Source organism: Corallococcus macrosporus, from assembly GCF_017302985.1.
GTDB lineage: Bacteria > Myxococcota > Myxococcia > Myxococcales > Myxococcaceae > Corallococcus > Corallococcus macrosporus_A.
Map to the genome: position 1 here is coordinate 773,784 of NZ_JAFIMU010000002.1, position 11,784 is coordinate 785,567.

The window sequence follows — 11,784 nt, forward strand, 5'->3', positions numbered from 1 at the left end:
TCCATCGCCCCGGGATTCGTGCGAACGCGGAGAAGCCAGCAACATTCGACGCGAAATGTAGAGAATCCCGAGGACTTTCTCGGTTCTTGAAAAGGTAGGAGTTCCGCCCATGTCCACCCCCATCGATAGTGCCGCCGCCGCCGCCGCCGCTGCTGCCCGTGCCGCCGCCGAAGCCGCCGCTCGCGCCGCCGCGGAAGCCGCTGCTCGCGCCGCCGCCGCCGCCGCGAAGGCCGCCGCCGAGGCCGCCGCGAAGGCCGCCGCCGAGGCCGCCGCGAAGCAGCAGGCGAAGCAGCCGTCGGTGAAGCTCTTCCAGCGGGACGAGTTCTCCTCAGGGGGCCCGCAGAACCGCAACGGGGTGAACCGGCTGACGGGGGAGACGACCTCGCCGTTCGCCACGCCGCTCACCTCCAATGGCAGCGCGCGTCCCGTCAGCGGCCCGGTGCAGCAGAACGTCGCGGCCCCGGCGGCGGACCCGAAGCCGCCCCACGCGGAGGCGCTGCCCGACAAGGCGGAGGACCTGCCCAAGCTCTTCCCGGAGCTGAAGGACAAGAAGAAGGAGGACCTGCAGAAGGCCTACGACTCGCTCAACAAGCTGGGCACCGGTTCCTTCTCGGAGAAGGCCACCGCCCTGGGCGAGCTGGCGTCGCAGTTCCCGGAGACGGTCCCCAACGCGCTGGAGCGCCTGGGCGTCAAGGACGACAAGCTGGCGAAGCTGGCCACCAACTCCGACGCGCTCACCTCCCTGGGCAAGCTGACGGACCCCAAGGCGAGCACCGTGGACAAGGCGCAGGCCGCCCTCACCCTGGCGAAGGCCACCGGTGACACCTTCGCGCCGGCGGACCTCAAGGGCGTGCTGGACACCACGCTCAAGGGCCTGCCCGCCGCGGAGAAGCTGGTGGGCGCCATCGGCAAGTGGACGGACCCCAACGCCTCCGCCACCGACAAGGCCACCGCCACGCTGGAGCTGGGCAAGGCGCTCAAGGACTTCGCCGGGGACAAGTTCCCGGCGCTCTCCAATGACCTGCGCAAGCTGGACGGGTCGCTGCGCGCCGCGGGCTCCGCCATCACCCTGGCGGACCCCAACGCCTCCACGCAGGACAAGGCGCTGGCCGCCGCGCAGTTGCTGGCGGAGGTGCCCGACCTCAAGAAGGACCTCAAGGCCTTCACGGAGGTCCTCAAGAACGCGGGCGTGAAGAACGCGCAGGACGTGGCCCAGCAGGGCACGCAGCTGGCCAACGTGAAGGTGAAGGGGCTGGATCCGCAGCTGGCCTCCAAGCTCACGCCGGATCAGCTGAAGAAGCTGGAGGCCGCGGCCACCAGGCTGGGCGGTCCGGAGTCGCTGGAGGGCGCGCTCAAGGGCATCAGCGACCCTAAGGCCCTGGACAACCTGGTGGGCCAGCTGGGCAAGGCGGACGCCGCGGCCGGCAAGCGGATGGTGAGCGCGCTGGCCGGCATGGAGCACAAGGTCCTCAACGAGGTCCTGTCGGATCCGAAGACCACCGAGCAGTTCGCGAAGCTCGCGGGCAAGCTGGATGACGACGCCGGCAAGGTGCTGTCCAAGCTGGTGACGGACATGGACTCCGGCGCGCTCAAGGCGCTGCTCAAGTTCACCGACGGCGTCGGCGCGGACGCGCTCAACACCACCGTGAAGGGCCTGGGGCCGCTGCTGGACAAGGCGGGCAGCAAGCTCGTGGGCCAGGGCCTCAAGGTGATGGACAAGGTGCTGGGCAAGATCGGCGTGGAGGTCACCGCCGACGTGGCCGGCAAGGTCTTCAAGAACCTGGCGAAGGTCGTCCCGGTGGCGGGCGCCATCCCCAACGCCATCGACGCGGTGAAGTACGAGAAGGAGTCGCTGGAGCTGCACGGCAAGAACAACGACCTGGGCTACTTCGCGCACACCGCCGCGGTGCTGAACACCGCGGACGGGGCCCTGGGCATCGCCCTGGACCTCACCGGCGTGGGCGTGGCCGTGGACGTGGGCGCCAGCGTGCTGCTGGGCGCCGCCGAGCTGGCGATGGACATCGGCTTCAGCCAGGAGAAGGAGAAGTTCGAGGCCGACCCCAAGGGCTACGAGGCCCCGGACTGGATGAGGGCCGTGAACGTGGCGGCCGCCGCCGCGCAGGGCCCCGCGGGCATTGCGCACATGGCCGCGTACTACGGGCCCGAAGGGGCCGCGCAGCTCATCCAGTGGGGCATCGAGAAGGGCGCGAAGGGCGCCGTGAAGGCCGCCGAGTTCGTCGGCGTGTCGCAGGCGGAGCTGGCCGGCGATGGCCTCAAGGGCGCCGCGAAGGTCATCCACAAGCTGGCGGACGTGGTGCGCAACCCGTCCAAGTACGGCGAGGCCGCGGCGAAGGCGGCCTCGGAGGCCTTCAACACCGCCATCGAGAAGGGCGGTGAGCTGGCGAAGGAGGCGAAGCAGGTCCTCGACGGCGTCATCGACGGGGCGAAGAAGCTGGGGGAGAAGGGGCTGGAGACGCTGAAGTACATCGCCCAGAACCCGGGCGAGGCCGCGAAGAAGGCGCTCGACGGCATCAAGAGCGTGGTGGACAAGGGCCTGGACCTGGCCACGGACGCGGGCAAGGCGCTCTACAAGCAGGCCGTCTCCACGCTCAACGACCTGAAGGCCGGCTACGACAAGCTCACCGGCGCCGCGAAGGAGAAGGCGAAGGAGCTCATCGACGGGGCGACGAAGCTCGTCTCCAACACGGTGAACAAGGCCAAGGAGCTGGGCGAGAAGGGCCTGGAGCTGCTGGCCTGGACGGCCCAGAACCCGGGCGAGGCCGCGGCCAAGGCGAAGGAGGCCATTGGCGACGCCCTGGCCAAGGGCGGCGAGCTGGCAAAGAAGGCCTGGGGCGCCGTGAAGGACCTGGGCGCCAAGGGCGCCGAGCTGGCGGAGGGCTTGGTGAAGGGCCTGGCCAACGCGGGCGAGAAGGCCGTGGAGACGCTCAAGTACATCGCCCAGAACCCCGGCGATGCGCTCGCCGAGGCTGGCAAGTGGGTGGGCGGCGCGCTGTCGGACATGGCCCGCAAGGGCGGCGAGCTGGCCACCAAGGCGGCCGGCGCCCTCAAGGACTTCATCGACAACCGCGTGACGTGGGCCACGGACTTCGCGCGGGATCTGCTCAAGGACGGCGTGGAGTCGTTCAAGAACGTCGCCAAGGCCTGGAAGGACAACCTCTCGGAGGGCGGCAAGGCGGTGCTCGTCGCCCTGGCGGACCTGCAGGACGCGGGCGTGGACGCGCTCAAGGACCTGGCCGGCGTGGGGGGCCAGCTGGCGGAGGCCGCCGTGGGCCACCTGGGCGACCTGGCGAAGAAGGGCATCGACGTCGCCAAGGACGCGCTGGGCGCGCTGGCGGACCTGCCCGGCGAGGTGGGGGACCTGGCCGGCGACGTCTTCAGCGGCGTGAAGGACTTCCTCGGCGACCTCGTCCCGGACGACATCCCGGGCATCCCGGGCATCTGATTCGCCGCGTCACGGACCTGTAGCAGCCGACGGGGTCTGTTCCTTCACGGGAACAGGCCCCGTCTGCATTTGAGGGGTCATTGTTACCCGGTCGTGACAAACCCACAGACAAGACAAGTTTGAGCGGAAAATTCCGAACTGGTTAAACTGCAAGATCTTTATTTCCGGATCTCGCGCAACTCGCCGGGAGACGCCTGGATAATCGGGGCAGGAATCACAGCCGCCACCGAGGAATCCCCCGCATGAGCCTCAACGCGACCACGTCCCAGCGCACGAACTCCGTCTATTCGAACCGTTCCCAGGCTGTGACGCCGAGCGCGGTTCGCAACGGCGCGAACCCCAACGCCATCCTGTCGCAGTACCAGCCGACGGGAGCCTCGGCGCGCACGGCGCGGCAGGACGGGTTGCAGCCCGGCGTGGCCGCATCGCAGAAGATGGCGCAGGCGGACCTGGGCCGGCTGCAGCAGTTCAAGGGCAACATCGAGGCGGCGGCGGCGAAGCACGGCCTGCCCCCCGCGCTGCTGGCGGCCATCGCGAGCCGCGAGTCCCGCGCGGGCGGCGCGCTGGACCGCACGGGCCACGGCGACGGCGGCAACGGCTTCGGCGTGATGCAGGTGGATCACCGCTACCACCAGACGCAGGGCGGCCCCACCAGCGCGCAGCACATCGACCAGGCGGCGGGCATCCTCAAGGGCTACCTCAACGACGTGAAGAAGGCGCACCCGGACTGGCCGGAGGCGCAGCAGCTGCGCGGCGCGGTGGCCGCGTACAACTCGGGCCCGGGCAACGTGCGCACCCTCCAGGGCATGGATGTGGGCACCACGGGCAATGACTACTCCAACGACGTGTGGGCGCGCGCGCAGGCGCTGGCGCCGCACTTCGGCGGTGCCGCGAACAGCACCGGCACCAACACCAACACCCCGACGCGCCCGTCGCAGACCGCCGACACCTTCGAGCCCTCGGCCACGCAGCGGCCGATGCGCTGGACGGCCGCGCCCTCGATGGACCAGGTGAAGGTGCGTGGCAACAACCTGCGCGAGGGCATGCAGGGCCCGGCGGTGAAGCAGCTCCAGCAGATGCTGGGCGTCCCGGCGGACGGCAAGTTCGGCCCCGTGACGAAGAAGGCCGTGGAGGACTTCCAGCGGGCCAACGGTGTGCGCGCGGGCAACAACCTGGGCCAGGTCGGCCCGGACACGCTCAACGCGCTGCAGGGCAAGCGCCCCGGTGGCACGAACACCACGGGCGGCACGAACTCCACCGGTGGCACGAACACCACGGGCGGCACGAACACCACGGGCGGCACGAACTCCACGCAGGGCACGAACAACAACGGCGCGGTGCTGGGCAACGGCGTCCGCATCGACACGAACAACGCCACGCTGAAGAAGCTGGCCACGTCGCGCCTGAACAACGGCCAGACGGGCTACTGCGTGCGCACCACGCTGGACAACATGAGCCGGCTGGGCATCCCGAACACGCCGGCGGCGACGGGCAACGACCCGAACAACCCCCGCGGCGGCATGGCGCAGATGCTGCGCAACGGCTGGGAGTCCATCCCGTTCCCGGGCGCGCAGCAGAAGGCCATCAAGAGCCCCTACGGCAACGCCACCGCGAACGTCGTGTCCGCGGACCAGTACCGCAAGCTCGTCGCGGACGGGAAGGTGCCGGACGGCGCCATCATCTTCCAGTCGCGCCACGGCTGGGACTACAGCGGCGGCTCCAAGGGCAACGACATGGGCATCGTGCGCAACGGCGGCAAGACGACCCACAACTACCAGGACATGAACTCCATCATCTACTCGGACTGCAAGGAGGTCGTCATCCTGGTCCCGAAGGGCGCCATCCAGCGCGACTGATGCGCGGATGAGCTGAGCCGTCCAGAAGCCCGGCCCGCGCAAGGTGACGCGGGGCCGGGCTTTCTCATGCGCGGTCGCCGGTCAGCAGCTCCGCGCCCAGCTTCTTCGCCGCGTCCAGGAACTCGTCTCCCAGCTTCGTGCCGCGCACCGCGCGCGACAGCGACAGCGCGCCGTACATGAGCGCGATGGCGGCCAGCGCCTTCTCCCGGCGCCGCGCCCCCAAGGGCAGCAGCTCCGCGTACGACTGGACGAACTCCTGGAGCTCCGCCTCCAGCGCGCCCCGGTAGGGCTCCCCCGCGCGCGACACCTCCGCGGCGATGCTGGGCAAAGGACACGTGGGCGTGACGGCGTCGCGGTGCTGGCGCGACAGGTAGCGCTGCAGGACCTTCAGCGCGGGCGCGTCCGGCGCGTCCTCCTTCGCCTTCTTCAGGAGCGCGTTCCACACCGTGCGCGCGGTGCCCCGGAGGGTCTCCGTGAACAGGTGCTCCTTCGAGTCGAAGTGCCCGTAGAAGCCGCCCACCGTGAGCCCGGCGCCCTTCATCACGTCCATGATGGAGCTCGCCTGGATGCCACGTTCCAGGAGCAACGTGGCGGCGGACGCGAGGATGGCGTCGTGCGACTTCTGCTTCTGCTCCGTCTTCTGGGTCATGATGGATGATGGCAGTAATATTGCCGTCATCCTCCGTCAAGGCGGCGCTCCCTCGCGCCCCTGCTACTTCTTCTTCTTGCGCGAGCCGTCCTCGTAGAAGGCCTCGTCCTCCACCAGCCCGCCGTCGGGTTCCCAGCGCTTGCGCTCGGTGACGCGGCCCTTCACCCACTGCGAGTCCTCGATGAGGGTGCCGTTCTCCGCCCACACCTGGCGGCGGCCTTCGGCCTTGCCCTTCACGTAGTGCTCGCGGCTCTCCGGTCCGCCGTCCGGGAGGAAGGTCTCCGTGACGCCATCGGAGTCGAAGCCGTTGTGGAACTCGCCTTTAATCAGGTTGCGCCGCTCGCGCAGGGAGCCGTCGTCCTCGAAGAAGGACTCCACCGCGCGCTCGCCCGTCACCACGAGCTCATGCTTGCGCTCGCCGTTCTGGAAGTACTCCACGCGCTTCACCTGCTGGCGGCCCTTCCAGGTGACGACCTGCTTCTTGCCGCCGTCGCTGAAGAACTCCGTCTCGTCGCCGTCCCGCTCGCCCTGGGCCCAGGTCGTGGAGCTGAGGGCCTTGCCGGCGGAGTACCGCGTGCTCACGCCGTGGAGCACGCCCGCGGAGAACGCGTTCGTCGCGGTGCGCTGCCCGTCCTTGTCGAAGAGCTCCGTCACGCCTTCGCGCCGCCCGTCCTTCAACTGGATGACGGCGCGCTTCTGTCCGTTCGGGTGGAAGAACACGAGCGGCGAGGGCCCCTTCCAGACGCAGTCCTTGAGGCCCGCCTCCCAGGAGGAGCGCAGGCCGCAACCCGCCTTGGTGAGCCGCCCCTCCTCGTCGTAGTCCGCGTAGGTGCTCTTCGCGTCGTCCGGCTGACGGTCCACGCGCCGGGACACCTTGCCGTTGGGGTGGTAGCGCAGCGACTCGCCCTGCTCGTTGTCGTCCACGTAATGGCTGGTCTCCACCAGCCGGCCGTCCTCGTAGCGCTTGAAGCCGCCGTGGCGCTTGCCGGCCTTGTACTCCTGCTCCACGGCGCGGCCGTCGGACCAGCGGCGCACCTCCCAGCCGTCCTGCTGGCCGTTCTTGAACGCGACGGTGTGCGTCTCCTTCTTCGTGTCCTCGTCCACGCAGCGCACGGTGCCGGTGAGCTTCGCGGTGGAGCTGCCGTTGTCCAGGTTGATGGGCTTGCCCTGGAACGAGCAGCGCTCGATGGCCCACGCGGGCGCGGAGAACAGGGGCACGGACAGCACGAGGAGACGCATCACGGAAGGCGCACGCATGGAGGACTCACGGAAGGGAAAAACGGCTTCCGGGCCCACACCCGCCACGAAGCGTGGCGAGGGGGCCCGGAAGGGGGCTGCGAGGAGAAGAGGCTACTCGAAGGTCCAGGCGAGCCGACCCGTCCCCGGGCCGATGCGGGTGTTGCCCGCCGCGATGTCGCTGCCGCGCACCCAGCCCGTCCTGCCGTCCATCGGGTCGGTGACCAGGTACTCGCGGTTGGCGCCCTGGCCGCGCACGTCGGACATCACCATCGCGTGGCCGCCACCGCCGCTCCATTGGACGGCGAAGGGCACGTCCACGCCGTCGCGCAGCAGCCGGTCCGCGCGGTCCAGCGCGCCCTGACGCGCCTGGGGCGAGTCGGGGATGGTCTGGGTCGCGTAGGTGCGGTTGCTGCTGGGGGAGACGCCCCGGTTGAACATGTCCCGCATCGCGTCCGGGGAGACGCCCAGGCTGTCGCCCGTGCCGCCCTGGCGGGGCCGCGCGATGCCGCCGTTGTTCTCCAGCACGCGCCGCTGCTCGCGGCCGATGTTCGTGTTCGCGTCCAGGCTGTGGATGGGCTCGCGGTGCATCCGGCGCGCGTAAACGGGGTCCGCGTCCGCGTGGGCGACCTGCGCCGCGGTGGGCGCGCACGAGTCGTCGAAGCGCTGCTGGAGCGCGCCCGCGCCCGCGTTCACGTCGATGGCGGTGGACTGGTTGATGAGCGTGGCGCGCGGCGTGCCCGCGATGTCCCGGGCGAAGCGCGTCACCTCGTCCATGTCCGAGGTCGTGTCGCCGAAGAAGTTGCGCACGCGGTCGAGCGCGCCGGGCGCCGTCATCTCCTGGCTGCGCGCCCCCACGGCCTTGAGGATGAGCGAGCGCTCCGTCTGCACGTCCGCGTTGGGCACCGGCTGGCCGTCGCGCGTGCCCGCGTTGCGCAGGGCGCCCTGGAGCGCGTTGAAGTCCTCGCCCGTCATGCCCACCATGGCGCTGGCCGCGGCGCGCGCCTGGGCCGGACCCAGGATGCCTTCCTGGCCCGCCGCGCCGGTGCCACGCGGCTCCGCCACGCCGCGCGTCAGCGTCTCCACCGTGTCCATGCTCAGCCGGGCCGGACGCGCGGCCTGCATCGCGGACAGGTCCAGGAACGTGCGCGTGGCGCGGTCCGCGTTGGGCGTGTTGAGGACGTGCTGGTTCAGGAACTGCGTGGCGCGCTCGCGCTCGGGCGCCGGCATCGCGGAGAGGCGGGCCTGGAGGGCGGTGTTCGTCTCCGGCTGCAGCGGCTCCGCGCGCGTGTTGGCGGCGGGCGCGGCCGGCTGCGTGGCGGGGGGCGGCGTCGCGCGCTGGGTGCGGCCGCGGCGGCCAATCTCGCCGCCGTCCGCCTGGAACGTGTCGTTCCTGGCGTAGCCCAGCGACGGAGCAATGGGCGCGCGCGGCGCGACGGGCTGCGACTCGGGCAGGCGCGTCTGCGGGACACCAGCGGCTGGAATGCGGACGGACACGGACTTCCCCCTCTGCACAAAACTGGAACCCCCGGATTGTCTCACGGGGGTGGGGGAAGTTGCGTCCGCGCCGGAAAAAACCTCCCGGCCTGTGTGTGCCGGAGACCTACCCGGCGTGAGGGCCGGGGAGGATCAGCGCGAGGCGACGGGCTGCGTCTCGGGCTTGGGCTCGACGGTGGCCTTGGCGGCGGCGATGGCGGCCTCGATGTCCAGCTTGCCGCCGGTGATGACCTTGCCCTTGAGGTCCGGGTCCTGCTGGACCGTCTTGAGGATGAGGTCACGCACCTGCACGGCGGTCAGGTCCGGGTTCTCCGCGAACATGCGCGCGGCGGTGGCGGCCACGGTGGGGGTGGCCATGGAGGTGCCGCTCATCTCCTCCCAGTCGTTGCCGGGCACGGTGCTGAGGACGTCCTCGCCCACGGCGGCCAGGTCCACCACCTTGTCGCCGTGCGACGAGAAGCGGGCCAGCTTGTCGTTGTTTCGGTCCATGGACGCCACGGTGAGGACGTTGGGCAGGTCCACGTTGGCGGGCATGTCCGGCACGTTGTTCATGTTGCTGCCGTTGCCGTTGGCGGTGGCGGCCAGCAGCAGGATGTCCGCGTCCGCCAGCTTCTGGATGGCGGCCTCCCAGCGCTTCTGGGACGCGGCGTCGCGGTAGGAGTCACCGAAGCTCGCGTTGGCGGCGCGGATGTTCACGCCGTGCTCGGTCTTCATCTTGACCAGGTAGTCCACCGAGCGCTCGAAGTTGGTGAGCAGGTCCGCGCCGTCGTACAGGCCGCCCACGCTGAGAATCTTCGCCTTGCCCGCGGCGATGCCGGTGTTGCCCTCGCCGTTGTCCTCGGCGGCGATGATGCCCGCCACGTGCGTGCCGTGGTCCGTGCCGTCGCCCTTGAACGGGTCGCCCTTGCCGGTGCCCACGTTGAAGCCGTGGATGTCGTCCGCGATGCCGTTGTTGTCGTTGTCGACGCCGTCCCCGTCCACCTCACCGGGGTTCGTCCACATCGCGTCGTCCAGGTCGGTGTGCTTGTAGTCCACGCCGCCGTCGATGACCGCGATGACCGGCTCGCCCGTGAGCTTGGGCTTCGGCTGCGACGGGTCCACCTTCTTCGCGTCGACGGCCTTGTTCGCGTCCGGCTTCACCGCGACGTTGGCGCCGCCGAAGGTGAAGGCCGACGCCGGCACGCTGGCGCCCGGGGGCGTGGGGCGGCCCGTCGGGCGGTCCACGAAGTTGGAGGGCCGCGCACCCTGGGTGTCGAAGCCGTCGCGCACCGTCAGCGGCTTCGCCTTGGGTGCCTGGGCGCGGGAGGTGTCCGTGCGGGCGGTGGGGGCAATGGAGGCGGGCGACTTGCGGTTGATTTCCATGGTGTTCCTCCGTGGGGGGATGCGGAGCGGACCTACCGACTCCCACATTGTCGCAGCGCGCTGTTTTAAGTTGCGCCTCCATGTTTTTTGGGAGGACGCACGGGCGCCTCGCAGAGTGCCTTCACTGTCCGCCGCAGCCAGACGTGCGCGGGGTCGTGGTCGAAGCGGGGGTGCCACGCCTGAGCGACGGTGACGCGCGGCAGGGGCAGCGGCACGGGGCGCTCCTTGACGGGCATCAGCGCCGCCACCGCGCGGGCGAAACCGCCGTTCACGACCGTGACGGCCTCTGTCTCCGCGACGAACGCCGCCGCGGCGAGCAGGTTGGGCACCACCGCCGTCACCCGTCGCGTGTGGCCGTGCTGCTCCAGCACGTCGTCCAGTGGGGTGCGCAGCTTGCCCCGCCGTGACACGCCGACGTGCTCGGCGCGGGCGAAGCGCTCCAGCGTCAGCCGTCCTCGCGCGAGCGGCGACGCCCGCCCCACCAGGCACATGAAGCTCTCCTCGCCCAGCTTCTGCACGCGGATCTCCGGCCCCAGCGCGCCCTGCACGCCGATGTCCAGGTCCACCTCGCCGTCGCGCAGGGACTCCACGTCCTCCGCTCCCTCCGGCACGAAGCGCAGCGTCACGCCGGGCGCTTCGGCGCGCGCCCGCTGGTGGAGCGCGGTGCCCAGCAGCGGGATGACGCCGTCGTTCACCCGCAGCGTCAGCGTGCGCGTCAGCGCTTCCGGTGCGGTGGGCGTGCCCGGCGCGAGCAGCGCGGTGGCCTCCCGCACCACGGCGCGCACCTGCTCCTGGAGCGCCAGGGCCCGGGGCGTGGGGACCAGCCCGCGCCCCGCGCGCACCAGCACCGGGTCTCCCAGCGCGGTGCGGATGCGGGTGAGCGTGCGGCTCATGGCGGGCGCGCTCAGCCCCAGCCGGTCCGCGGCGCGCGCCACGCTGCCCTCTCGCAGGAGGGCATCGAGCGCCACGAGCAGGTTGAGGTCCAGGTCCGCCATCCGGGCCATCCTAGCCGCGCGTCTTCACGCGGCGCGCACGGCGAAGAGGCAGTCGTCGTCCTCCCAGGGCAGGGGCACGGTGACGTAGCCGTGCTCCGGCCGCGCCAGGTGCGCCGCGAACGCCGGGCTCATCTTCACGTTGTCCGCGACCAGCAGGGCCCCGGGCCCCAGCTTCGGCTCCAGAAGCCGCAACAGCGGCAGGTAGAGCGGCTTCGCGCCGTCGAAGAGCACCAGGTCGATGCCGTCCGGCACGTCCGTGCGCAGCGTCTCCAGCGCGTCGCCCACGCGGAACTCCACCAGGTCCACGAGCCCCGCCTGGGTGAGGTGCTCCTTCGCGCGGCGCACCTTGGAGGCCTCGTACTCCGTGGTGATGATCCGGCCGCCGCCGCCGTCGCGCAGCGCCGCCGCCAGGTGCACCGTGGAGATGCCGAAGGACGTGCCGAACTCCACCACCGTGCGGGCGCGGCGCGCGCGGGTGAGCGCGTAGAGCAGCTGCCCCAGCTTCTCCGACACGGGCAGGTACGCCTCCGCGACGCTCGCGTAGAAGGCGCGGGGGTCGTTGTCCAGCCGGGCCCTGCGCTCTTCCGCGGGGAGGGCGCTGAAGGGCGCGAGCACGGCGGCGTCCGTCTTGCGCGCGTCCGCGAAGAGGTGGGTGAGCAGCGAGGCGACAGGGGGCGAATGCAGGGTCGTGGTCATGCCCCCACCGTGCGCCCGCGCCGCGCCATG

The 11,784-nt window shown here is 70.9% G+C and carries 8 protein-coding genes; 2 read left to right on the plus strand and 6 right to left on the minus strand.

Going from position 1 to position 11,784, the window contains the following annotated elements; translation table 11 throughout:
• Nucleotides 1–109: 109 nt before the first annotated feature.
• Nucleotides 110–3,463: a Dauer Up-regulated gene (locus JYK02_RS03610; protein ID WP_207048438.1), complete on the plus strand. Its 3,354-nt coding sequence runs from the start codon at nucleotides 110–112 to the stop codon at nucleotides 3,461–3,463.
• Between the two features lie 242 nt (nucleotides 3,464–3,705).
• A complete protein-coding gene (locus JYK02_RS03615; RefSeq protein ID WP_207048439.1) occupies nucleotides 3,706–5,319 on the plus strand; it encodes a peptidoglycan-binding protein in 1,614 nt (537 codons plus the stop codon).
• Nucleotides 5,320–5,383: 64 nt separating this feature from the next.
• Here JYK02_RS03615 and JYK02_RS03620 read toward each other — a convergent pair whose 3' ends face one another.
• From JYK02_RS03620 to JYK02_RS03645, 6 genes are all read right to left on the minus strand, one after another.
• Nucleotides 5,384–5,968, minus strand: coding sequence for a TetR/AcrR family transcriptional regulator (locus tag JYK02_RS03620; protein ID WP_207048440.1), 585 nt, complete (start codon nucleotides 5,966–5,968; stop codon nucleotides 5,384–5,386).
• A gap of 63 nt (nucleotides 5,969–6,031) precedes the next feature.
• Nucleotides 6,032–7,225 carry a toxin-antitoxin system YwqK family antitoxin gene (locus tag JYK02_RS03625; protein WP_207048441.1) on the minus strand — a complete coding sequence of 398 codons (1,194 nt, stop codon included), beginning with the start codon at nucleotides 7,223–7,225 and terminating at the stop codon, nucleotides 6,032–6,034.
• 93 nt (nucleotides 7,226–7,318) lie between these two features.
• Nucleotides 7,319–8,701 (minus strand): hypothetical protein, encoded by a 1,383-nt coding sequence (locus JYK02_RS03630; protein WP_207048442.1) that lies wholly within the window; start codon nucleotides 8,699–8,701, stop codon nucleotides 7,319–7,321.
• Nucleotides 8,702–8,833: 132 nt separating this feature from the next.
• A complete protein-coding gene (locus tag JYK02_RS03635; RefSeq protein WP_207048443.1) occupies nucleotides 8,834–10,063 on the minus strand; it encodes a S8 family serine peptidase in 1,230 nt (409 codons plus the stop codon).
• Nucleotides 10,064–10,128: 65 nt separating this feature from the next.
• Complete coding sequence (locus JYK02_RS03640; protein ID WP_207048444.1) at nucleotides 10,129–11,058, minus strand: LysR family transcriptional regulator; 930 nt, start codon at nucleotides 11,056–11,058, stop codon at nucleotides 10,129–10,131.
• A 24-nt stretch (nucleotides 11,059–11,082) separates the two neighbouring features.
• Nucleotides 11,083–11,754 (minus strand): O-methyltransferase, encoded by a 672-nt coding sequence (locus tag JYK02_RS03645; protein ID WP_207048445.1) that lies wholly within the window; start codon nucleotides 11,752–11,754, stop codon nucleotides 11,083–11,085.
• Between the last annotated feature and the right edge of the window lie 30 nt (nucleotides 11,755–11,784).

Bases quoted from the DNA above. Each gene is read 5' to 3' on its own strand.
- JYK02_RS03640 (WP_207048444.1), bottom strand. From the start codon at position 11,058: ATGGCGGACCTGGACCTCAACCTGCTCGTGGCGCTCGATGCCCTCCTG.
- JYK02_RS03645 (WP_207048445.1), bottom strand. From the start codon at position 11,754: ATGACCACGACCCTGCATTCGCCCCCTGTCGCCTCGCTGCTCACCCAC.
- JYK02_RS03615 (WP_207048439.1), top strand. From the start codon at position 3,706: ATGAGCCTCAACGCGACCACGTCCCAGCGCACGAACTCCGTCTATTCG.
- JYK02_RS03635 (WP_207048443.1), bottom strand. From the start codon at position 10,063: ATGGAAATCAACCGCAAGTCGCCCGCCTCCATTGCCCCCACCGCCCGC.
- JYK02_RS03610 (WP_207048438.1), top strand. From the start codon at position 110: ATGTCCACCCCCATCGATAGTGCCGCCGCCGCCGCCGCCGCTGCTGCC.
- JYK02_RS03625 (WP_207048441.1), bottom strand. From the start codon at position 7,225: ATGCGTGCGCCTTCCGTGATGCGTCTCCTCGTGCTGTCCGTGCCCCTG.
- JYK02_RS03620 (WP_207048440.1), bottom strand. From the start codon at position 5,968: ATGACCCAGAAGACGGAGCAGAAGCAGAAGTCGCACGACGCCATCCTC.